The following is a 21,651-nucleotide window of genomic DNA, read 5'->3' as shown; positions in this document are numbered from 1 at the left end:
ATCTGAAAAAAATGACCAAAGGAAAGGTGTGAAAACAAATGGCAGGTGGACGCAGAGGCGGTCGTGCGAAACGTCGTAAAGTATGTTTCTTTACTTCTAACGGAATCACGCACATCGATTACAAAGATGTTGATCTTCTTAGAAAGTTTGTTTCTGAGCGTGGTAAAATTTTACCTCGTCGTGTAACAGGAACTAGCGCTAAGTATCAACGTAAATTGACATTAGCGATTAAAAAATCACGTCAAATGGCATTACTTCCATACGTTACTGGTGAGTAAGTCGTTGACTTAAAAGCGAAGGGCCTTGAGCTCTTCGCTTTTTTTATTTGTCTCACTTTTATGAGAAAGCCGTTTCTGGCAGTCTAACTAGGGGAAGTATGTAAAAAGAGAGTCAACGTGACAGTTTGTTCTATACAAATACTAGGTTAATCTGTCATATTGGTATTTTAAAATATACTTGCAGTCAGGGCGTGGGAAGATGATTGAATTTAAGAATGTATCGATGCAGTTTTCTGATGACCGCTATGCCGTTCAATCTGTTGATTTGGAGATTCAGAAAGGTGAATTTTTTGTATTGATTGGACCTAGTGGAAGCGGGAAAACGACGACTTTGAAAATGATCAATCGTCTCATCTCTTCTACAGAAGGTGAGATTTACATAAAGGGTCGAACCATCAGCGATTATGATATTTATGAGCTGCGCTGGGATATTGGTTATGTGCTTCAGCAAATAGCGCTGTTCCCTCATATGACCATAGAAGAGAATATTGCTATAGTGCCAGAGCTGAAACAATGGAAGCGGACTGAGACGAATCAGCGTGTTGATGAGTTGATGTTCATGGTGGGGCTTGAGCCTACTACCTATCGACATCGAAAGCCAGCAGAGCTTTCAGGAGGACAGCAGCAGCGAGTCGGCGTAGCACGGGCACTTGCTGCTGATCCTGAGATTGTCCTGATGGATGAACCTTTTAGTGCGTTAGATCCACTGACGAGAGAGAAATTACAAGATGATCTGCTTGAGTTACAGCGCCGTATTCAAAAGACCATCGTTTTTGTGACACATGATATGCAGGAAGCCATGAAGCTTGGAGATCGGATATGTGTGATGAATGAAGGAAAAGTGGTGCAGGTTGGACGCCCAGAGGAATTGATTCAGCATCCAGTGAATCCATTTGTGCGGGAGTTTGTTTCAGGAGCTGCCCGTCATGTAGACCATCAAGCATTTGAGCTGACAACTATTTCTCAGCGCATGCCTCAAGATGATCTGTTAGGCGATGAGGCGGTCTCCATCCATGCGACGCTGGAAGAGGTTCTATCTCGGCTGGCAGAGCATGAAGAACTTGTTGTTGAGAAGGATGGGGAACGGATCGGACTCATCACTCGTCAAGCGGTGATTCAGTATTTAGCCGGTACTTCTGCTGAGAGGGGCGAGACACATGAATGAATGGACCAGTGTGCTATGGGCTCGAAAAGATCAGCTCGGACACGCCTTACTTGAGCATATTCAAATTTCCTTCATTGCGTTATTTCTAGCGATTTTGATTGCCATTCCTTTAGGGATTTATTTAACGAGAGTCCCTAAGATAGCAGAGTGGATCATTGGGGTGACGGCTGTCTTGCAGACAATTCCGTCTTTGGCGCTGCTTGGACTGCTGATTCCTCTCGTTGGGATTGGTCAAGTGCCCGCAATTATCGCTCTTGTCGTCTATGCTCTTCTTCCTATTTTAAGAAACACATATACAGGCATTCGTGAGGTCGATCCGTCGCTCCGAGAAGCGGCGCTCGCTATGGGGATGAATCACCGCAAACGCTTATTAAAAGTAGAACTCCCTCTTGCTATGCCTGTGATCATGGCAGGTATCCGAACAGGGATGGTTCTTATTGTAGGGACAGCCACTCTTGCAGCTCTTATTGGGGCAGGCGGATTAGGGAGTCTGATTCTGCTTGGAATTGATCGGAATGATATGTCGTTGATCATCATTGGTGCTATTCCAGCTGCATTACTTGCGCTATTATTTGATGTGGTTTTGCGGACACTTGAGAAAATCTCCTTTAAAAAAACCGTGATCTCTGTGACGGTCTTTGCTGTAATAGCAGGAGCAGTTGTCGCTGCCCCATTGCTGTTTCAACAAGAAAAGAAAGAGATCACCATTGGAGGGAAGCTGGGGTCAGAGCCTGAAATTTTGATCTCTATGTATAAGCTTTTAATTGAGCAGGATACAGATATCCAAGTCAATCTTAAGCCTGGTCTTGGTAAGACGTCCTTTGTTTTTCAAGCACTGCGGTCTGGTGATATTGACATCTATCCTGAATTTACAGGGACAGCGATTTCTGAATTTCTGAAAGAAACAGCGAAAAGCACGGATAAGGAAAAAGTGTATGAGCAAGCGCGCCAAGGTTTGGCGTCATCCTTTCAGCTTCAGCTTCTTCAGCCGATGGCTTATAACAATACATATGCTTTAGCCGTGCCTCAATCACTAGCGGATCAATATGATTTATCAAAGATTTCAGATCTGGGTCAAATCAAGAATCGTATACGTGCTGGCTTTACTTTAGAGTTTTCTGATCGTCAGGATGGATATTTAGGCATTCAAAAAGCTTATCAGTTTTCTTTCGACGATGTGGTCACGATGGAACCGAAACTTCGATATCGAGCCATTCAAAAAGGGAATATTCAGTTGGTCGATGCGTATTCGACAGACAGTGAATTGAGACAATACAAGTTGAAGGTGCTTGATGATGACAAGCATGTTTTCCCGCCCTATCAAGGAGCGCCCTTGCTAAGACAGGAGACATTAAAAGAGTATCCTGAGATTGAGGCCTCTCTCAACAAGCTCGCTGGTCAAATCACAGATGATGAGATGAGAGAAATGAATTACGAAGTCAATGTGAAGGGGAAAGATGCATTTCAAGTAGCCGAAGCCTATTTAAAAAAGAAAAAATTGCTTCAATAATCAAGGGAAAGCAGGTCTGCTATAACAAAGCGGCCTGCTTTTGAAAAGAAAAAAACAAAAATCATTGACATCTATTTCAAAAAAGAATATCCTTAATTCGAGATAAATATATTTTTTGGTCATATATCTCGAATTCGAGATAATATAAAAGCGTCAGTCAAGACATAATGAGTAGGGACATGTTACGTCATGAAGAGGAGGTCATTAGAAGTGAAGAAAACAGAAGGAATTCACCATATCACAGCAATTGTTGGTCATCCTCAGGAGAACGTTGATTTTTATGCAGGTGTTTTAGGTCTGCGTCTCGTGAAAAAGACCGTCAATTTTGATGATCCAGGCACATATCATTTATATTTTGGAAATGAAGGAGGTTCTCCAGGTACCATAATTACGTTTTTTCCTTGGCCAGGTGCACAAAAGGGACAAATTGGAGCAGGTCAAGTAGGTGTGACAACATATGTCGTACCGACCGGTGCTTTCTCTTTTTGGAAGGAACGCCTTGAGCAGTTTGACGTTTCTTATGAAATGATTGAACGCTTTGGTGAGGCCTTTCTCTCATTTGAAGATCCGCACGGTTTATTGATAGAACTTGTAGAACGTGAAGAAGGAAAACAGAATGACTGGACATTTAATGGAGTGACACCAGAAGTAGCGATTAAAGGGTTTGGCGGAGCTGTTTTATTAACTTCACAGCCTGAGCAAACGATGCAGTTGCTAGAGCAAACGATGGGACTTGAAAAAGTCGGCACGGAAGGAGATTATGTGAGATTCCGTTCGTTTGGAGAAATCGGCAATGTCATTGATGTGAACAAGACACCTGTTGCACGAGGACGTATGGGCGTGGGTGTTGTACATCATATTGCGTGGAGAGCAACAGATGATCAGGATCAATTAGATTGGCAAAGACATGTTGCGCAAAGCGGATATCAAGTGACGCCTGTGCAAGATCGAAATTATTTCAATGCCATTTATTTTAGAGAGCTTGGCGGCATATTATTTGAGATTGCGACCGATCCTCCAGGGTTTGCACACGATGAATCTGTGGAAACGATGGGTGAAGCGTTGAAACTGCCGCCGCAATATGAGGCGCAGCGTAGTCAAATTGAACAAATCGTGCTGCCGATTGAGGTAAGAGAAATCAAAGGGAAAGGAGATTCATGATGAAGCATCTTTTTCAAAAAGGAAAGAATGAACAAAAACCTGTCCTTCTCATGCTGCATGGAACTGGCGGGACAGAGCAAGACTTATTGCCGCTTGCAGAAGTGGTAGACCCTGAAGCATCTGTTCTTAGTGTGAGAGGAAATGTATCAGAAAACGGCATGCCGCGTTTTTTCAGGCGTTTGGCAGAGGGTGTTTTTGATGAGCAAGATTTAATTGAGCGTACAGAGGAATTATATACATTTATCGGGGAAGCAGCAGATAAGTATGGATTTGATCGTCACAATGTGGTAGCCATCGGCTATTCAAACGGGGCGAATATTGCTGGAAGTCTGTTATTCCATTACGGAGATGCGCTGAAAGGAGCGATCCTGCATCATCCAATGGTCCCAAGACGAGGGGTTTCATTACCTTCATTAGCGGGGAAACAAGTCTTTATAGCAGCTGGTGAAAATGATCCAATGTGCCGTCCTGAGGAATCTCAGGAACTGGAGCAACTGCTTCAGGAGGCGGGAGCATCCGTAACGCTTCATTGGGAAAATCGTGGACATCAGCTAACGAGAGAAGAAGTCGATGCTGCGGCATTGTGGTATCGTCGTCAATTTAAATAAGGTGGGGAATACAGGTGGGATTTTTACAGAAGCTTTTTGGGCAAACCAAACAAAAGGAGATGGAACAAGTGGAAAACGTAAAACTAGCGATTATTTATTATAGTTCAACAGGTACAAACTATCAGATGGCGAAATGGGCGGAGGCTGGAGCGAAAGAAGCTGGTGCTGAAGTCAAAATTTTAAAGGTTCCTGAATTGGCACCAGAAGCAGTTGTTGCATCAAATCCAGCATGGAAAGCACATTTAGATGAAACAAAAGATGTCCCTGAGGTTCAGTTAAGTGACTTAGAGTGGGCAGATGCCATTATTTTCAGCATGCCGACACGTTTCGGTAACTTACCGGCTCAAATGAAACAATTCTTAGACACAACAGGCGGTTTATGGTTCCAAGGGAAACTAGCAAACAAAGCAGTGAGTGCGATGACATCTGCACAAAACCCAAATGGCGGACAGGAGCAGACGGTTCTGAGCCTGTATACAACGATGTTCCACTGGGGAGCCATTATTGCCGCTCCTGGCTACACGGATGATTCCCTATACGGCGCAGGGGGTAACCCTTATGGTGTGAGTGTGACTGTTGACCAAAATGGAAAGATCCAAGAGGATGCAGAAGCAGCCGCAAAACATCAGGCGAAACGTACAGTCAATGTAGCAGAATGGATCAAAAAAGGTCAAAACGCTTAATAGATGTATACAAAAAGAATGCAGCCACTCCGCTGCATTCTTTTTTCATTAATAAGGATCTGAAGGTGTGCTGTTGTTGATCGCATCGTTGACAGCCTGTGCCGCGCCTGTTGATCCAATGGGTCCGCTTGGCTCCTCTTGTTTGAAGGCTTTTAAGCCATCGGCCACACGTTTTCCGTAATCAGGATCAGCTTTTGTGAAGTTTTCGATCATTTGGTCTTGGATGTCTTTTTGGCAGGTAGCTAAGGTGTTGACTAAGTTTTTAATCAGTTCCTCACGTTCCCAATCATTGAAGCGACGATAGGTTTCTCCGGCTTGTCCGAAATTGTTCGGGCGGTCAATGGCTTCTCGTTTGACTTCACCCTCTACAAAAGGCGTATGATCCTTTCCATCTTGCTGTGCTTCTTTTAATCCCCCGAGAATGGACGGTTCATAATTCACATGGGGGTTTTGTCCTTTTCCTTGATCCACATGATATTCCATTTGCCCATCTCGCTGATTGGTGGCAACATGCTTTTTCGGTGCATTGATCGGAAGCTGTAAATAATTTGGCCCGACTCGATATCGCTGCGTATCAGAGTAAGAGAAGGTACGTCCTTGCAGCAATTTATCATCTGAGAAATCTAATCCGTCTACAAGAACCCCCGTCCCAAAGGCAACTTGTTCCACTTCTGCAAAATAATTTTCTGGATTTTTGTTTAGCACCATTCGTCCGATTGGTTTCCATGGATAGTCATCCTTGTACCAGAGCTTTGTCGGATCGAGTGGATCAAAGTCTAGATGGGGGTGGGCGTCATCTTCCATGATTTGAGCATATACTTCCCATTCAGGATGATCCCCTTGTTCAATGGCTTCATATAAATCCTGTGTGGCATGATTAAAGTTTTCCCCTTGAATGGCTTGGGCTTGTTCTTGTGTCAGGTTGCGAATTCCTTGCTTTGGTTCAAAGTGATATTTGACCAGTACTGCTTTTCCTTCATGATTCACCCATTTATAGGCATGGACGCCAGAGCCTTGCATGTGCCGGTATGTGGCAGGAATACCCCATGGTGAGAAGAGAAATGTCACCATATGTGTTGCTTCAGGTGATTGTGAAACGAAATCAAAAATGCGCTCACCATCCTGACGATTGGTCACAGGGTCAGGCTTAAAGGCATGAACCAAATCAGGGAATTTCAAAGCATCTCGAATAAAGAAAATTTTGAGGTTGTTCCCAACGAGATCCCAGTTGCCGTCTTCTGTATAAAATTTGATCGCAAATCCCCGCGGATCGCGTAAAGTTTCTGGTGAATGTCCGCCGTGAATAACAGAAGAGAATCGAACGAAGACAGGGGTCTTTTTTCCTTTCTCCTGAAATAATTTGGCTCTTGTATAAGTGGAAATGGGTTCGTCACCGAATGTACCGTAGGCTTCAAAGTATCCGTGTGCGCCGGCACCTCGTGCGTGAACGACACGTTCAGGGATGCGTTCACGATCAAAATGACTGATTTTCTCTAGGAAATCGTAGTTTTCAAGCGTAGTCGGCCCTCTATTCCCAACGGTTCTCATGTTTTGATTATCTGTTACCGGGTGACCTTGGCGATTCGTCAAGGTTTCTTCTGACTCTGAAGATGATGTAGGCTGTTGATCTTCTTTCAAGGTAGAATCCCTCCTTCAATATCTCCCTAACAATATGGTCATGTTGCTCCCTATTTCATACAAGGATTGATATAATGAGTGAAAACTTTTATGAGGAGCGGACTTAATGATTCGATTACACTGCCTTCACGCACATCCATCTAATATTTCTTACATTGACGACGCTTTCTATGACACAGGATTTGATCTGCATCACATCGTCGATACATCCTTTATGGAACGAGCCAAACAAGATCCCGCATTTGATCTTGAGCAGCAGCAAAACTATGCGATCAATAGACTCATGCAAGAAGGAGAAGCTGATCTTATTCTATTAACGTGTACACAATACATTGCGGCACTAGGGGAGCAGCACCTGTTCAAACAACCAATTGTTCCGATAGACGAGCCGTTATTTGAGCAGATTTGTGAGCGAGAGGGTCCGCTTCAGCTAGTGTTTTCAAATCCAGATACAGTAGAAGGAACGATGAAGCGACTGTCTTCATATGTAAAAGAGCGGGGAAAGCAGTTGAAGGCAGAAGTGGTTGTGCTAGAGGATGTCTTTCATCTTTGCTTGAACGGTGAGATACAAGCCTACCATGAGCGAATTATGGAACAGTTAAGGCAATCTGTGAAGCAGCAGCATGGAGATATTTGTGTGATGCAGCTCTCGATGGTTCACGCTGCAAAGCAGGTGGAGCAGGAAACAGGAGTGTCCATCATTCATCCGCTATCACCACTCAAACCATTTGTTTATCAAAAAATAACGGCTTTAAAAGAGTGAACCCGTCAGGTTCGCTCTTTTTGTATAGAAACGTAAATGGGATGACATGTTAAAAAAATAATGGAGCGCAAACTATTTTTAACAGGTGCGCGTCTATCCAATGTAAGAAATAACAGATGCGCATTTAAGATAAAGGAGCTCTTTGTAAAATGAAGAAACGAAAGATTGATGATCAATTTGCGGATTACGTAATCGAACATAAACACAGTTTTTATCGATTGTCCTATAGCTATGTCAAAAACCCAGAAGATGCGATGGATGTCGTTCAAGAGGCGATTCATAAAGCACTCAAATCTGTTCACCGATTAGAGGATGCGACCAAGATGCATAGCTGGTTTTATAAAATCGTCGTAAACGCTGCCCTCGACTTTTTACGAAAGAAGAAGCGTGTGCAAGTGACAGACGATGACACGCTGGAATTTTTATCACAGGGTGAATCGGATGTCTATGAGGATCAAGATGTCAGACGGGCGATAGAAGATTTGCCGGAGATGTATCGGGTCATCATTATATTAAGATTCTTTGAGGATTTAAAGCTAGAGGACATTGCTCATATTCTTGGAGAAAATGAAAACACCATTAAAACAAGATTATATAAGGCGTTGCGGCTTTTAAAAGTAGAATTATCGCAGGAGGAAATATAAATGGATAAGCATTTGGAACAGTTAAAAGAGGAATATTTAGAAATCCCTATTCCCCCGGAATACGATGCTATGGTTGAACGGACATTAAAACGAAAAAACAAGAAACCTCATTTTCAGAAATGGACGATCGGACTTGTTGCTGCGGCTGCTTTATTTGTCACCACTGTAAATGTCAGTCCGCAGGCAGCAAGAGCGATTTCAGAAGTACCCATCATTGGAGAGCTTGTGAAAGTCGTGACGTTCACAGAATTTAAAAAGAGCGATCAGGGAACAAATATTGATCTCAAAACACCACACGTTTCAGGGCTTGGGGACGGAAAATTACAAGACAACCTGAATCAAAAATATTTAGCTGAAAACAAAAAGCTGTATCAAGATTTTGAAAAGGAAACAAAGGGTTATAAAAATGGTCATTTGAGTGTAGAGAGCGGATATGAAGTAAGAACAAATAATGATCAAATTCTTTCACTAGGTCGATACAAGGTGACGACTCAGGCTTCTGCGGCAGAGGAAATGACATATGATACGGTGGATAAGAAAAACCATGTACTCATTACATTACCAAGTCTGTTTAAAGATGACCGTTATATTGATGTGATTAGTGAAAATATTAAAGAACAAATGAAGAAACAGATGAAAGAGGATTCAAATAAGATTTACTGGATGACGAAGCAAGATACGGTTGATCCGTTTAAGAAGATTCAGCTAGATCAAAGTTTCTATATCAATTCAAAAGGCAAACTGGTGATTTCCTTCAACGAATATGATGTGGCGCCTGGTTACATGGGTGTAGTTGAATTCACGATTCCAACAAGCGTGCTAAAGGATATTCTTGTCAGCGATATGTACATTCACTAAAAGAAGAAAAAAGACTGCTGAAGATGTCAGCAGTCTTTTTGAGTTTATGAAGAAAGTGCGTCTGTTAGTGCAGGCACGACTTGTTTCTTTCTTGATACGACACCTTTGAGTAAAGCAGTGTTGTTTTCAAGTGTGACATTAAATGCTTTTTCTACTTTTGCTGCTTCAGCACCAAGTGCAAGCGCAAGAGAGTCATTTTCTAGAATGTCTGTGATCACTAAAACAAATAGATCAAGACCTTTCGCTGCGATAACTTCATTGATTTTTGCTTCGATGTCAGCTTGTCTTGCTGTTACTTCAGCGATATCAACTGTATTAACTTGTGCAATTTCGACTTTGCTGTTACCTAGTGCAAATTCTTTTGCATCCAGTGTGATTAATTCTTGAACTGTTTTTTGGCTTAGGTCAGCTCCTGCTTTCAGCATATCTAAACCATATACTTCAGGGTCTACTCCTGCGATTTTTGCCAGTTCATGCGCAGCATCAACATCCTGCTGTGTGCATGTTGGGGATTTGAATAGCAAGGAATCAGAAATGATCGCAGACAAAAGCAAACCAGCGATTTCTTTTTCAATTGTGACTTGGTGCTCTTTGTACATTTTGTTTAAGATCGTTGCTGTGCAGCCAACTGGCTCAGCACGATAGTAAAGAGGTTCACTTGTTTCAAAGTTGGCAATACGGTGATGGTCAATGACCTCTGTCACTTGTACTTGATCAATATCGCTTACACTTTGTTGGAATTCGTTATGATCGACAAGAATGACTTGTTTTGTTTCGTTTGCAGCCGTTTCAATGAAACGAGGTGCTTCTTGTTTAAAGAAATCTAATGCGTATTGTGTTTCTCCATTGATTTCTCCAAGTCTGACAGCTTCTGCTTGAACGCCAATTTTGTTTTTCAGATCAGCGTAAGCGATAGCAGAGCAAATCGTGTCTGTGTCAGGGTTTTTGTGTCCGAATACGAGTGTTTTTCCCATGTGAATTCTCCTTCTTACTTTTATTGATGATGTTTCTATTCTAACAGCTTTTGACCTTGAATTCAGGGTTTATAGCTAAGAATAATCTAAAAAATTGTAACATGCTGTCTGAAAAGTTGCATGTACAAGACGATCTAAGTTGTTCCACGTGAAACGCTCTTGGAATAGCCTGCATTTTACTTGCGATTTACGGCTATGGTAAAATAAAGGTTGGGTCAAGATATGGCGGAGCGTACATCGTACGTATACATAGAAGTACACATTGAGCAAGATATAGAAAAATGATTGGATTGAGGTGAAGGTGTGAAACAAACAAAAGCGTTAGTAGAAGGCGCTATCATGATCAGTATTTTTGCGGTAATGACGCTGTTTTATTTGTATGTGCCACTTTTATCCATTATTTTCTTCATGGCTGCTCCGATTCCGATCATTCTCTATACAATCAGGCATGGCTTGAAAAAAGGAATTGCGGCTGGCGCTATTGGCATAGTGATCAGCTTTTTAATTGGGTCTATTAATGGGCTGTTAAGTGCGCCAATGCTGATTGCTGTTGGAGTAGGTATGGGTGTTTTCTACAGCAGGAGGCAGCCAGGTCAGGCTATCATTACGGGTGCGCTGATCTACTTATTCAGTTTTCTCATTTACTTTGTTGTCAGTGTCCAGCTGTTTCAAGTAGATATACTGGGTGTCGCAAAGGAATCAATTGACCAAATCATGCCGATGGTAGAGAGTACCTTAAAACAATCTGGCGCTTCTGACCAGGACATAGCAAAACAACTCAAGCAGTTTAGAGAGATGCAGGATACGGCATTAAATTCTTTACCTGTAGCGCTTTTGATTTTTGTCACGCTGATGTCTTTCGTCAATCATTGGTTTGTTCGGCCGTTGATCAAACGGTTTGTTCCAGACATGCCAGCTCTTAAGAAATTTAAGGATATGCGACTGCCAAAAAGCATGGTATGGTATTATTTACTCACACTGCTTTTGATGCTGATTCAGCCGGAGAAAGGCAGCTTTTTATCGCTCGTGCAAACGAGTGCTTTTCAAATTTTATTTATACTGGTGCTTATTCAGGGCTTTTCTTTTATCTTCTATTATTGCCACGAAAAAAACATCTCAAAAGTGGTACCCATTTTTGCCGTCGTATTGACGATTCTCTTTCCGCCAATCGGTGTGATTGTGCGTATTATAGGGATTGCTGACATAGGCTTTGATTTAAGAGAAAAAGTAAAAACAAATAATTCACTCTGAATGTTGAGGAGTTGATATCAGTGCCAAGCTTCTATCGAAAACCTGTCATCAAGTATCCGATCTTCGCGTTAATTGTTCTTGCGGTGATCACAGTCCTCCTCAACCTTTATTTTAATTGGATCATAGGAGCGGTTGGTCTTTTAGTCCTTGCGGGTGTGCTCTACTTTTTAAAGTGGGCAGATACGCAGGTACAAAAAGAGATTGATTCATATATTTCAACATTATCCTATCGAGTCAAAAAGGTTGGAGAAGAAGCATTAATGGAGATGCCAATTGGTATTATGCTGTTTAATGACCAGTATTATATCGAATGGACCAATCCATTTCTCGCTTCGTGCTTCCATGAAAGCACACTTGTCGGCAGATCCTTGTATGATACATTTGAATCCATTGTGCCTCTTATTAAACAAGAGGTTGAGACAGAAAATGTGACGCTGAATGACCGGAAATTCAAAGTCATTATTAAACGGTCAGAGCGCCTTTTATATTTCTTTGATGTCACGGAACAAGTGCAGATTGAAAGACAGTATGAAAATGAACGAACGGTGTTATCTTATATCTTTTTAGACAATTATGATGATGTGACGCAGGGTCTTGATGATCAGGTACGTAGCGCGATAAATAGTGAAGTCACATCGCTGTTAAACAATTGGGCACAAGAATACGGCATTTTCCTAAAAAGAATTTCATCTGAACGATTTATGGCGGTATTAAACGAGAGCATCTTAGCAGAGCTTGAAGCGTCGAAGTTTTCCATTTTAGACGAGGTTCGTGAGAAAACAGGGGCACATAGCGCCACGCTTACCCTTAGTATTGGAATCGGTGCGTCTGTTCCTTCTTTAAAAGAACTTGGCGCACTTGCGCAGTCAAGTCTTGACCTTGCCCTCGGACGAGGCGGGGATCAGGTAGCGATTAAACAGCCGAATGGGAAAGTGAAATTCTACGGCGGAAAAACCAATCCAATGGAAAAACGGACACGAGTACGCGCACGGGTCATTTCACATGCTTTAAAAGAAATTGTATCTGAAAGCGGTAATGTCATGATCATGGGGCATAAGTTCCCCGACATGGACTCTATCGGTGCCTCGATCGGGATTTTAAAGGTTGCTCAGGCGAATGGAAAAGAAGGTTACATCGTCATTGATGCCAACCAGATTGGGGACAGCGTTCAACGCTTAATTAGTGAAATTAAAAATTATGAAGAACTTTGGTCCCGTTTTATCACGCCTGAGGAAGCGATGGAGCTTGCAAAGGATGACACATTGCTTGTGGTCGTAGATACACATAAACCGTCCCTTGTGATGGAAGAACGACTGCTAAATAAGATCGAAAACGTCGTTGTCATTGACCACCATAGACGTGGTGAGGAATTTATCCGTGATCCTTTACTTGTCTATATGGAGCCGTATGCTTCATCTACAGCAGAACTTGTGACAGAGCTGTTAGAGTATCAGCCGAAGAAATTGCGGATTAACATGATTGAGGCCACAGCACTTCTTGCTGGGATCATCGTGGATACGAAGAGTTTCTCCCTCAGAACGGGGTCAAGAACGTTCGATGCAGCATCCTATCTTCGTGCAAAAGGGGCAGATCCTGTCCTTGTGCAAAAGTTTTTGAAAGAGACAGTCGATCATTACATCAAACGGGCAAAGCTCATTCAGCATACAGAGCTGTATCAAAATCAGGTAGCGATTGCTTCCTTGCCGTCTGACAGGTCTGAGTATTATGATCAAATTACGATCGCACAAACGGCTGATTCTCTCTTGTCGATGAGTGAGGTTGAAGCATCATTTGCTGTCGCAAGGCGAGATGACGATACGGTCTGTATTAGTGCAAGATCGTTAGGGGATATCAACGTTCAAATTATTATGGAAGCATTAGATGGCGGCGGTCATTTAACTAACGCTGCGACCCAGATTTATGGTATAACCATTGAAGAAGCGGTAGAGAAGTTAAAAGCTGCCATAGACGAATATTTCGAAGGAGGGGTTCAAAGATGAAAGTCATCTTTCTAAAAGACGTAAAAGGCAAAGGGAAAAAAGGCGAAGTCAAAAATGTAGCTGACGGATACGCTCACAACTTTCTCATCAAACAAGGGTTAGCTGTTGAAGCAACTCCAACGAACCTAAGTGCATTGGAAGGGCAGAAAAACAAAGAGAAAAAGAATGCCATCCAAGAGCTTGAGCAAGCGAAACAATTAAAAGAAACACTTGAGGCGCTGACAGTGGAACTCACTGCTAAATCAGGTGAAGGCGGTCGTCTATTTGGTTCGATTACAAGCAAACAGATCGCTGATAAATTGCAAAAAGAACATCAAATCAAACTCGATAAGCGTAAAATCGAGTTGAATGATGCCATCCGTGCGTTAGGATACACAAATGTACCGGTGAAGCTTCACCCAGAAGTACAAGCAACATTAAAAGTGCACGTCACAGAACAAGCATAAACAGAAAAGAACCCGTCTCCTCGTGAGACGGGTTCTTAGCGTGTAGACAAACCATCGCATTCGGTGTCAGTCCTGCGTTTCGGTGCTCACGAATGTCAAATTCGCTCCGCGCCGATACTCGTCCTTCCTAGAATGCAAAGGTTTTCTATCACGCTAAAAAGAAGACAAAGGGGTAAAATGAACTTTATTTTAGCCCTTTGTTTATGATGGATCTGAAATATAGACGCTTCGTCCAGCACGCATACCGGATATAAACATGAAAAATAGGACGATGATAAAGATGATAATGGCTGGCGTCCATGTATGTGTCGCATCAAAAAGGATACCGATCATGAATGGACCAACAGCGGCTAATAGATAACCGAGTGACTGCGCCATTCCAGAAAGGGCAGCTGCTTGTTCCATATTGGTTGTTCGTAATCCGATAAATGTGAGGGCAAGACTGATACTGGCCCCTTGTCCGACGCCGATGAATAGCACAGAGATGACAAGAATAGGCGTCGACCCTCCGAGAAGGAGACCCATCATGCCGAGTAAATACACAAGGACAAGGCCGACGACAAGCGGTCTTTGCGTTTTTAATTTTTCTGCAAAAACGGGCGTTAAGAAGGTGGATGGCAGACCAGTGAACTGCATAATAGAGAGCATCCATCCCGCTGTCGCTAGGTTCATGCCATGTGATGTCAAAATATCAGGAAACCATGCGATACTGCTGTAGAAAAGGAATGATTGCAAGCCCATAAAAAAGGTCACCTGCCATGCGACACGTGAACGCCATATTGGCTGCTCTTTGAGTGAAATGCTTTTGACAGCCGCTGTGTTCTGATGAAGAAGCTGCGGCGCCCACACCATCATCGCAAGAAGGGCAAGTCCGGCCCAGACAAGGAATGATGTATTCCAGCCGCCAGGCATCGCATGACTGAGCGGAACACTGACACCAGATGCAAGTGCAGCAAAAACGGACATCGATGTCGTATACACGCTTGTCATTAATCCAGCATGTGCAGGGAATTTATGTTTCACAAGTCCAGGTAAAAGCACATTACAAATCGCAATCCCGACGCCGACTAGCGCTGTTCCCATCATTAAAAAGGTGATGCTGCCCAATGAACGAATGACAATCCCAAAGAGCAGGACAGCAAGCCCAAGCCAAAGTGTTCGTTCATTCCCAAGACGTTTTCCGATTTTAGGTGCAATGGGAGATAGCAATGCGAATGAGAGCAGTGGTAATGTCGTGAGGAAACCAGCCAGTCCATTTGAAAGCTGTAAATCAGAACGAATGGCACCGATCACAGGACCAACAGACGTAATGGCTGGCCTCAGGTTAAAGGCAATGAGTAAAATCCCAGCAATCAGCAAAATGGTTTGCCCTGTACTGCGAGGATGAAATGTTGATTTTTCTAGTTGTTGTTCCATGAATGTAAACTCCTTTATTTCTTTAAGAACGATCTTTCTTCTGTTCAAGCTCCGCTAATTTAGCTAATAAGATGTGCTGCGGCATATGCATGATTTGCTCTAACGGTACATTGAGTGATGCAGCAAGCTTTTGTGCGGTATCGGCTGAGATTTGTAAAGGTCTCATGCGCAAATCCCTCCTCTTTCAATCTATACGTTCCAATATACCATATCGACTTTGTGACTTGCTGATAAAAAATTTGGGTTTTCTTTTATAAAACCACTTGATGGCCGATAAGAAATTTTTTTGAAATTGTTTCAGATGGTGGCCCTCTCCTTGTTCAATGTGAAAGTGAAGCTTTCGTTCCTGCATCCCTTTCTGTAATAAAAGATCATGGAGTTGTTTGTTGAATAAAGGCATGTGCTGTTGGGCAGATGTTTTGCCTTTCCCTTCTTCACTGCCTACAGACAAATAAACAAGGTGGTCCACAGACTGAATGCTTTGTTGTTTAGCAAATGGTAGAAAATCTCGATACCAAAATGACCCAGAGATAGATGCGATACGTTGAAAAAGGGTAGGGTGCATCAATAGGGTATAAATAACAAATAGCCCACCTAATGAAGCACCTACGTGGCTATGTTCATGACCGGTCTGTTTAACTGGGTATTCTCTTTTGATATATGGAAGCAAGTCATTTGCTAAAAATGACACATATGTCTGTGCCTCACCTTTAAAGTCAGGGAATCCAGAATGCAGTGCTGATGCCTTCCATGGTGTATATTCGTCAAGTCGATTGAAGGGGTGTATACCGACGATGATGATTGGCGAGATGGTTTTGGCTTCAATCATGCTTTCGATCTCTAGCAGGTGGGTTCTAAATAAAGAAGAGCCATCTTGTACAAAGACAGCTGGAACATCAATAGAGGTGTCCGGTGGAAGGTAAATATCAAGCTGCCGCCCGTTCAATTCGTCATATAGAAACGTTCCGTTCATGTGTATTCTCTCCTTCAAGTTTTCAAGCTCCGCTGAAAAGAAGAACAAAGGGCTAAAATGTTTAGCCCTTTGTCAAGATGCGCATCTTTTTAGTTGGTTTGATCTAGCCATTTGACAGCCTGATCAAGGAAGGTAGTTTTGCTTAGTGCTGTTCCTCCCTGAAGCATAGGATCAACGACATTTTCATTGATGTGCCCATTTTTCACAGCTTTTAGGCTGTTCCAAATTTTATTTCCCTCTAAGTCCTTCAATGCATTTGGATTCGATGAGTTTTCCTCTTGGGAGAACTGAACAAAGATATAATCAGGATTGAGTTCACCTAGGCGTTCCAATGAAATCATTGCTTGTGCTTTGGCTTTTTTGATATCACTTGGTGCTGTAAACCCTAAGTCCCCATATAAGGTAGAGTTGAAGTATACGTCTTCAGGGTACACGTATAGGTCGCCCTGTCTAATGCGTAAAATGACAGCTGTTTTGTTGTTGCTTTTGTCTTTCAGGGTTTCTTTCGCTTGTTTGAGATCTTTCTGATAATCAGAGATGATGCTTTTCGCTTCTTCACTTTTTCCAGTCAGTTCACCGAGTAATAAAAGGTTGCTTTCCCAGTCGGAAGAGACATGTGATACTGGGATCGTCGTTTGGACTTTATCTAGTTTTTTAATTGTTGCAGGCGGGAACTTGGTTGATCCGAGTATCACGTCTGGTTTTAGTTTTAAGATTTTTTCTAGGTTTGGTTCAGTTTTTTCCCCAATGCCTTCTGTTTTTGCTGTAATGTCTTTAAATAATTCAGGGAAAGTGCCGCCTACAGTAGAAGCACCAATAGGGTCGATACCAAGTAGTTTTGCATCTTCCATCGATTCTAGGCTTCCAGCAATAACGATTCGTTTCACTGGTGTTTTCAGTTTGTACGTTTGATCTAAGTATTTGATATTTGTTTCTGCTGCTTCAGCTGACTTGCTTTTGGTTGTGTTTGAAGCCGGTTTATTTTCTGCAGCACCACAGGCTGCTGCGATGATCGTCATGATACAAAGGATAAGCAATGCGAACCATTTTTTCATTTGTTTTCTCCTTTAACTGATAATTGTTCTCAATTAAAGATTGTAGTAGTCATTCGTCCTTTTATCCATAGACAATCATCTGTCTAGTGATGGACTTTTTACGGAAAAAAAGATAAAAGGTCCTGAATGACTCGTTGATGACTGGCTGCTGTGTATTCACGCCAAGGGTCAGAAGCGAGTGGATAGACGGCTTGTTGCGTCACAGCCTTGAGATTTTGCCAAGCCTCCTGTTGCTTTAATTTTTGATAAAAAGCAATGGTTTTTGGTTCTTTATGCAACAAGAGGAAGATGGCATCTGGGTCTAGCTGCTGTATAGAGTGAATGCTGATTTTTTTTTCGATGAGCTGGCCATCATTCTGAAAAGCTGGCAGAAGGCCAATGTCATGAAAAATTACTTCTGACAAGGTGCGATTGACAGATAAGTAGAGCTGATCTTGAAAGATACGAAGAGGCAGGACGGTTCTTGGTGGATGATCAATAAGGCATGCCTTTTTCGCTTGAATGACGAGTTCTTCGTAATGAAGCAGCCATTCTTCTGCTTCCCTCGTTTCGTTTAAGAACAGAGCTGTTTGTCTGAATTGAGCGCGCCAATCCAATTGTGTGAATGGAACAAAGTGAACAGGACAGAGGGTTTTCAACGCTTGTTTTTCTTCCTCTGTCACATGATCATTTGCAATGATCAGCTCAGGTTGTGCTTCCTTCAATTGCTGTAAATTGGCTTCAGCGTGCTCGTTGATACGATGTGCACTCAGATGAATCGGAATTTCTTCTGCATAATGCTCAAAATCATGTGCTGTCCATTTAGGGTGAAGAGGGGCAGCATATGGGATGATATGAATGGGTGTGAGCTGACCGAGTATGGAATGGCCATAGGCAGCCATTTTCCGTTGACGGCTTTTCATATAAGCAGAAGGAGTGATACCCGTTTTTTTCTTAAAGATACGGCTAAAGTAATAGGGGTCTTGATAGCCGATGTCCTGTGCAATGTCTTTGAGCTTTGCATGACCTTTCACCATGAACTGTTTGGCTCTAGCCAGTCTTTTCTTGGTGATATAATCAGTGACACTCACATCAAAATGCTTTTTAAATAGCTCGCTGTAATGATTGGCGCTGATACCAGCCATATGAGATAGACTTGTAAGGCTGAGAGGTTCTTCGGAATGTTGATCGATATATTGTTTTGTTTTGAAAAGGGCGTGTGTTGTGTCACAAATGTCTTCTTTATGCAGTGTGAAAAGCTGCAGGATGAGCTGTTGAAAAAGGGTTTGGCTTCTAAAAAAGCTAATGGATTCAGGTTTTTGCCATTCTGCTGTCATGTCGGACAGTAAAGAATGAATGTGTTCAATCGAGCTAATATCGATAAATTGCCATACATTCAGTAAAGATCGGGCTTGTTCAGTTGATACTTCTTCTATGCTTTGACCTTGTGGCGTGTACATCTGAAAGCGAAACAGATAGAGCTCGTGTTTTTGATGTGGCTCTGTTTTCAACATAAATGTTTCCCCAGGCATCATCGTATAGAGTGTCAGATTTTTCAATCGCCATCTTTGATCATTCAATGTAAGTAAACCGCTGCCGCTTATGTTGAAGAGGAGGCAGAAAGTATCTGACAACTGCTGCTCCGTATGTGGAAGATCTGCATTATTTATTTTTTCAGTATATGTTAATCGATAAATGCATTGTTCAGCATTTACCTTTGTACATAATTGATGATTGTTTCCCATAAAACCACCTGATCTCTTATTAATTGATAAATATTCTCAATTGAATTGTATCAGAAAGAGCTGGAAAATGGTGTGTTTATTCTGTCAAAAAAGCACCCTGATGGAGATCAGGGTGCGTAGGGTATAGAGAAATACTTGCATTCGTTGTCCGTCCTGCGCCTGTGATAAGGGCAATCTTTTGAGATAGATCACTATATTTCGTGTGTTCACTAGCTTTTTTTCATGTCTGTGGTTGTTAAAGGATCATCATGATAGAGTGCAAAACGAAAAGCATAATTCATCAGCACCGGCAAAACGGACGTATGTCCTTCTTCAGGGAACTCGTGATAGGCAGTATGCAAGCCGTATGACGATAAAGGCAACATACGATTTGCTAGTGAATTGGCATGATCATTCATTTGACATGGATGATGTTTTTCTAACTCACCTACACCTACAAGCAGCCTGACATCCATAGGCACCTGACGTATATAGTTGGTGAATTGGTGTTCTTTTTCTAGAAATAATTTTTTGTTCCAGTGGATAGAAGGGCTCCCTGCAATATATGTCTGATAAGCATCAGGGTGCTCAAATAGTGTGTGTAATACAAAAAGACCGCCAAGAGAATGCCCAAACAGTGTTTGACGACTTTGGTTGATCGGAAAGCGTTGTTCGATATAGGGCTTTACCGTCATTTCTAAAAAAGAAAAGAAAGTAGAAGCGCCGCCATATGTATGGTTGGAGAAGTCCTTTCTTTTCCTCCCAATGGAAGCATCAGGGGCGGTAAGAGTGAGATCATAATGCCTAAGCGGATGATAGGATTCTTCTGTTTGATAGCCAATTCCAACAATGATTGCAGGTATGATTCCTGTTTTTTCAGGTCTTCTTGACTGTAAACGAATGGCTTCGACCATTGTGCCAAAAAGCGAATTTCCATCAAGTACGTACATGACTGGAAAACCAGCCGCTGGAGGAGTAGCATTCGGTTTAAATATAAAAAGTCTGTATGGGTGTGCTGTGATATCCAGTTGCTCCGTCCCAGGTATAAAAAAGGGGCGGCTTTCTCCGAAAAGTGAATTCTCAGTACCCATTCCTTCAGGGTGTTTCAACATATATAAAAATTCCCTTCCTCAAAATGATCCTCATATGGTGATAAAAGCAGACTTGTGAATATTGGTTGGATGAGAGTATTACTTGAAAACTTCAAATGAAAATGATTCTCAATTATCATGTGAGCAAACCAAATAATAATAGTTATTAATTATAAAGTCAAATGTTCATAAAGTTATGTAAATGTTAATTTCGCCCAATTCATTGATGCGGCCTGCTCTGCTTCTATATTTTGCGTCGGCAGCCGGTCATCGAGAAGTTCCGCCATACCAAGCACCGTCCTTTCATACAAAAATACACTACTCTTCTTTTTAACATTTTCATTCATAACAAAATGAAATGGTCAGTCGGGGTTCTGCTAGAGAGCGTGTTGAAAGAGGAGGGGCTGTTTTAAAAGTGGCGAAATAACATATAACATCAAAAATGAGGCAATAAAAAAAGTAAGGGATGTGCCCTTACTTTTTGATCAATTGGTGTACATATCTGTTAACATCATTCACTTAAAATCCATCTGTGACATCATATTCGTAACGGATATCGGCTTTGACATTGCTCATAGTAGATCTCGCGGTAGCTTTTGCGTTGTACTTAAAGCTCCATTTTTGAGCGACTCTTAATTGATCATCCAGAGATATACGATAAGAACCACTTGTTGCAGAGGAGAAAAGTGATTGATACCAAATGTTACTATCACTAGCCATTAGTTTGTGTGTGACATTCCCTTGGTTAGGTGTTTGAGTGCTAGTTGTCGTAATCGATTTGACAATTGCACTTTTAGGAATAGAAGAATTGTTCGTTAAATCCATTGTAATGACAGAAGAATCAACCCCTAAAAAATTTAAAGAAGAATTCCCCAAGTTTGTAGCCGTCCCCGTAAAATTGAATGTCCCATTTCCAGATTTGATACGATCTTGAATGGAAACAGAAAAATACATGTCTCCGGTATATGTACCACGGGTTACTTTCACAAAATAAGTTTCTGAAGTTGAAGTCACGTCACCAGTATTTGCAAAAATAAAGGGTGTTACTGAGTCAGGATTAATTACTTCTGTTTTCGCATCAGAATATTTTGAGTTATAAACCTCGATTTTCATCCCAGTATATTGCTTATTATACGAACTTCTGACATAAACTCTTTCACCTTTATTGATCGTAAACTGATAATACGCTTCATTTTCACCTTCAGGTAAGATTGTCGTGTCTGAACGACTATTTTTCCAATATCCCATTGAACTTGCAGTGTTAGGACTGTTATTCCCGGTAATTGCTGCTTCCGCTGACTTAGGTGCAAAAAAACTAGTAACAAGCGCCAATAATAATGCTGGTAATAATAAACGTTTAAAGATAGTATTTGTCATATATTAACCCTCCTTGTAATAATTACTATATCGACATTAAACTAACAAATTTTAACT

At 41.9% G+C, this 21,651-nt stretch carries 21 protein-coding genes; 12 read left to right on the top strand and 9 right to left on the bottom strand.

Translation table 11 applies throughout. The features are described from left to right. Positions 1-38: 38 nt before the first annotated feature. The 6 genes from rpsR (at position 39) to wrbA (ending at position 5,405) form a co-directional block, all read left to right on the top strand. Positions 39-278, top strand: a complete 240-nt coding sequence (gene rpsR, locus LCD34_RS10270; RefSeq protein ID WP_008347556.1) for a 30S ribosomal protein S18 — start codon at positions 39-41, stop codon at positions 276-278. 199 nt (positions 279-477) lie between these two features. Next, the gene (locus LCD34_RS10265; RefSeq protein ID WP_224558915.1) at positions 478-1,443 is read left to right on the top strand and encodes an ABC transporter ATP-binding protein; all 966 of its coding nucleotides are present in this window, start codon (positions 478-480) and stop codon (positions 1,441-1,443) included. Beyond that, the gene (locus LCD34_RS10260; RefSeq protein WP_008347552.1) at positions 1,436-2,953 is read left to right on the top strand and encodes an ABC transporter permease/substrate-binding protein; all 1,518 of its coding nucleotides are present in this window, start codon (positions 1,436-1,438) and stop codon (positions 2,951-2,953) included. The genes LCD34_RS10265 and LCD34_RS10260 overlap by 8 nt, the downstream gene beginning before the upstream one ends. A gap of 189 nt (positions 2,954-3,142) precedes the next feature. Continuing rightward, positions 3,143-4,114 (top strand): ring-cleaving dioxygenase, encoded by a 972-nt coding sequence (locus LCD34_RS10255; RefSeq protein ID WP_007497450.1) that lies wholly within the window; start codon positions 3,143-3,145, stop codon positions 4,112-4,114. Beyond that, positions 4,111-4,722, top strand: a complete 612-nt coding sequence (locus LCD34_RS10250) for an alpha/beta hydrolase (protein WP_024718443.1) — start codon at positions 4,111-4,113, stop codon at positions 4,720-4,722. Before LCD34_RS10255 ends, LCD34_RS10250 begins: the two co-directional genes overlap by 4 nt. Positions 4,723-4,781: 59 nt before the next feature. Next, positions 4,782-5,405 carry an NAD(P)H:quinone oxidoreductase gene (gene wrbA, locus LCD34_RS10245; RefSeq protein WP_045034926.1) on the top strand — a complete coding sequence of 208 codons (624 nt, stop codon included), beginning with the start codon at positions 4,782-4,784 and terminating at the stop codon, positions 5,403-5,405. 48 nt (positions 5,406-5,453) lie between these two features. Here the strand turns inward: wrbA and katX are convergent, their stop codons facing one another. Continuing rightward, a complete protein-coding gene (gene katX / locus LCD34_RS10240) occupies positions 5,454-6,953 on the bottom strand; it encodes a catalase KatX (RefSeq protein ID WP_238548149.1) in 1,500 nt (499 codons plus the stop codon). A gap of 196 nt (positions 6,954-7,149) precedes the next feature. On the opposite strand from katX, the gene LCD34_RS10235 reads away from it, so the two are divergent. The 3 genes from LCD34_RS10235 (at position 7,150) to LCD34_RS10225 (ending at position 9,308) form a co-directional block, all read left to right on the top strand. Further along, positions 7,150-7,806 carry a hypothetical protein gene (locus tag LCD34_RS10235; protein WP_224558911.1) on the top strand — a complete coding sequence of 219 codons (657 nt, stop codon included), beginning with the start codon at positions 7,150-7,152 and terminating at the stop codon, positions 7,804-7,806. 149 nt (positions 7,807-7,955) lie between these two features. Then, positions 7,956-8,450, top strand: a complete 495-nt coding sequence (locus tag LCD34_RS10230; RefSeq protein WP_224558909.1) for an RNA polymerase sigma factor — start codon at positions 7,956-7,958, stop codon at positions 8,448-8,450. Then, positions 8,451-9,308 (top strand): DUF3298 and DUF4163 domain-containing protein, encoded by an 858-nt coding sequence (locus LCD34_RS10225; RefSeq protein ID WP_224558908.1) that lies wholly within the window; start codon positions 8,451-8,453, stop codon positions 9,306-9,308. It abuts the gene before it with no gap. A 44-nt stretch (positions 9,309-9,352) separates the two neighbouring features. Here the strand turns inward: LCD34_RS10225 and LCD34_RS10220 are convergent, their stop codons facing one another. Continuing rightward, a complete protein-coding gene (locus tag LCD34_RS10220; protein WP_008347534.1) occupies positions 9,353-10,282 on the bottom strand; it encodes a manganese-dependent inorganic pyrophosphatase in 930 nt (309 codons plus the stop codon). A 303-nt stretch (positions 10,283-10,585) separates the two neighbouring features. On the opposite strand from LCD34_RS10220, the gene LCD34_RS10215 reads away from it, so the two are divergent. Genes LCD34_RS10215 through rplI form a run of 3 tightly spaced genes read left to right on the top strand, consistent with a single transcriptional unit; the run spans position 10,586 to position 13,979 of the window. Continuing rightward, positions 10,586-11,533, top strand: a complete 948-nt coding sequence (locus tag LCD34_RS10215; RefSeq protein ID WP_025208334.1) for a YybS family protein — start codon at positions 10,586-10,588, stop codon at positions 11,531-11,533. A gap of 20 nt (positions 11,534-11,553) precedes the next feature. After that, positions 11,554-13,533: a DHH family phosphoesterase gene (locus LCD34_RS10210; RefSeq protein WP_017359884.1), complete on the top strand. Its 1,980-nt coding sequence runs from the start codon at positions 11,554-11,556 to the stop codon at positions 13,531-13,533. Next, positions 13,530-13,979 (top strand): 50S ribosomal protein L9, encoded by a 450-nt coding sequence (rplI, locus tag LCD34_RS10205; RefSeq protein ID WP_007497423.1) that lies wholly within the window; start codon positions 13,530-13,532, stop codon positions 13,977-13,979. The genes LCD34_RS10210 and rplI overlap by 4 nt, the downstream gene beginning before the upstream one ends. 201 nt (positions 13,980-14,180) lie before the next feature. Here the strand turns inward: rplI and LCD34_RS10200 are convergent, their stop codons facing one another. The 7 genes from LCD34_RS10200 to LCD34_RS10170 all read right to left on the bottom strand — a co-directional run bounded on the left by LCD34_RS10200 (position 14,181) and on the right by LCD34_RS10170 (position 21,594). Then, the gene (locus LCD34_RS10200; RefSeq protein WP_116306600.1) at positions 14,181-15,395 is read right to left on the bottom strand and encodes a CynX/NimT family MFS transporter; all 1,215 of its coding nucleotides are present in this window, start codon (positions 15,393-15,395) and stop codon (positions 14,181-14,183) included. A 22-nt stretch (positions 15,396-15,417) separates the two neighbouring features. After that, positions 15,418-15,561 (bottom strand): YycC family protein, encoded by a 144-nt coding sequence (locus tag LCD34_RS10195; protein ID WP_008347524.1) that lies wholly within the window; start codon positions 15,559-15,561, stop codon positions 15,418-15,420. Positions 15,562-15,579: 18 nt separating this feature from the next. Beyond that, positions 15,580-16,368 carry an alpha/beta hydrolase gene (locus LCD34_RS10190; RefSeq protein ID WP_224558906.1) on the bottom strand — a complete coding sequence of 263 codons (789 nt, stop codon included), beginning with the start codon at positions 16,366-16,368 and terminating at the stop codon, positions 15,580-15,582. An 89-nt stretch (positions 16,369-16,457) separates the two neighbouring features. Then, the gene (locus LCD34_RS10185; RefSeq protein WP_035704087.1) at positions 16,458-17,423 is read right to left on the bottom strand and encodes an iron-hydroxamate ABC transporter substrate-binding protein; all 966 of its coding nucleotides are present in this window, start codon (positions 17,421-17,423) and stop codon (positions 16,458-16,460) included. A gap of 98 nt (positions 17,424-17,521) precedes the next feature. Next, positions 17,522-19,147 carry an AraC family transcriptional regulator gene (locus LCD34_RS10180; protein WP_224558903.1) on the bottom strand — a complete coding sequence of 542 codons (1,626 nt, stop codon included), beginning with the start codon at positions 19,145-19,147 and terminating at the stop codon, positions 17,522-17,524. A gap of 209 nt (positions 19,148-19,356) precedes the next feature. Next, entirely contained in the window at positions 19,357-20,238 is an 882-nt protein-coding gene (locus LCD34_RS10175; protein ID WP_035390120.1) for an alpha/beta hydrolase, read from the bottom strand. 498 nt (positions 20,239-20,736) lie between these two features. After that, on the bottom strand, positions 20,737-21,594 hold the full coding sequence (locus LCD34_RS10170; RefSeq protein WP_008347513.1) for a hypothetical protein: 858 nt from the start codon (positions 21,592-21,594) through the stop codon (positions 20,737-20,739). Between the last annotated feature and the right edge of the window lie 57 nt (positions 21,595-21,651).

Origin of the sequence: Bacillus sp. RAR_M1_44, assembly GCF_020165935.1 — a bacterium.
Lineage (GTDB): Bacteria > Bacillota > Bacilli > Bacillales > Bacillaceae > Bacillus > Bacillus altitudinis.
Note: the sequence above shows the minus strand (reverse complement) of the source record. Positions and strands in the feature narration are given on the sequence as shown.

Coding starts and splice junctions, on each gene's coding strand:
- rpsR (WP_008347556.1), top strand. CDS start 39: ATGGCAGGTGGACGCAGAGGCGGTCGTGCGAAACGTCGTAAAGTATGT.
- LCD34_RS10265 (WP_224558915.1), top strand. CDS start 478: ATGATTGAATTTAAGAATGTATCGATGCAGTTTTCTGATGACCGCTAT.
- LCD34_RS10260 (WP_008347552.1), top strand. CDS start 1,436: ATGAATGAATGGACCAGTGTGCTATGGGCTCGAAAAGATCAGCTCGGA.
- LCD34_RS10255 (WP_007497450.1), top strand. CDS start 3,143: ATGAAGAGGAGGTCATTAGAAGTGAAGAAAACAGAAGGAATTCACCAT.
- LCD34_RS10250 (WP_024718443.1), top strand. CDS start 4,111: ATGATGAAGCATCTTTTTCAAAAAGGAAAGAATGAACAAAAACCTGTC.
- wrbA (WP_045034926.1), top strand. CDS start 4,782: ATGGAACAAGTGGAAAACGTAAAACTAGCGATTATTTATTATAGTTCA.
- katX (WP_238548149.1), bottom strand. CDS start 6,953: ATGAGAACCGTTGGGAATAGAGGGCCGACTACGCTTGAAAACTACGAT.
- LCD34_RS10235 (WP_224558911.1), top strand. CDS start 7,150: ATGATTCGATTACACTGCCTTCACGCACATCCATCTAATATTTCTTAC.
- LCD34_RS10230 (WP_224558909.1), top strand. CDS start 7,956: ATGAAGAAACGAAAGATTGATGATCAATTTGCGGATTACGTAATCGAA.
- LCD34_RS10225 (WP_224558908.1), top strand. CDS start 8,451: ATGGATAAGCATTTGGAACAGTTAAAAGAGGAATATTTAGAAATCCCT.
- LCD34_RS10220 (WP_008347534.1), bottom strand. CDS start 10,282: ATGGGAAAAACACTCGTATTCGGACACAAAAACCCTGACACAGACACG.
- rplI (WP_007497423.1), top strand. CDS start 13,530: ATGAAAGTCATCTTTCTAAAAGACGTAAAAGGCAAAGGGAAAAAAGGC.
- LCD34_RS10200 (WP_116306600.1), bottom strand. CDS start 15,395: ATGGAACAACAACTAGAAAAATCAACATTTCATCCTCGCAGTACAGGG.
- LCD34_RS10195 (WP_008347524.1), bottom strand. CDS start 15,561: ATGAGACCTTTACAAATCTCAGCCGATACCGCACAAAAGCTTGCTGCA.
- LCD34_RS10190 (WP_224558906.1), bottom strand. CDS start 16,368: ATGAACGGAACGTTTCTATATGACGAATTGAACGGGCGGCAGCTTGAT.
- LCD34_RS10185 (WP_035704087.1), bottom strand. CDS start 17,423: ATGAAAAAATGGTTCGCATTGCTTATCCTTTGTATCATGACGATCATC.
- LCD34_RS10180 (WP_224558903.1), bottom strand. CDS start 19,147: ATGGGAAACAATCATCAATTATGTACAAAGGTAAATGCTGAACAATGC.
- LCD34_RS10175 (WP_035390120.1), bottom strand. CDS start 20,238: ATGTTGAAACACCCTGAAGGAATGGGTACTGAGAATTCACTTTTCGGA.
- LCD34_RS10170 (WP_008347513.1), bottom strand. CDS start 21,594: ATGACAAATACTATCTTTAAACGTTTATTATTACCAGCATTATTATTG.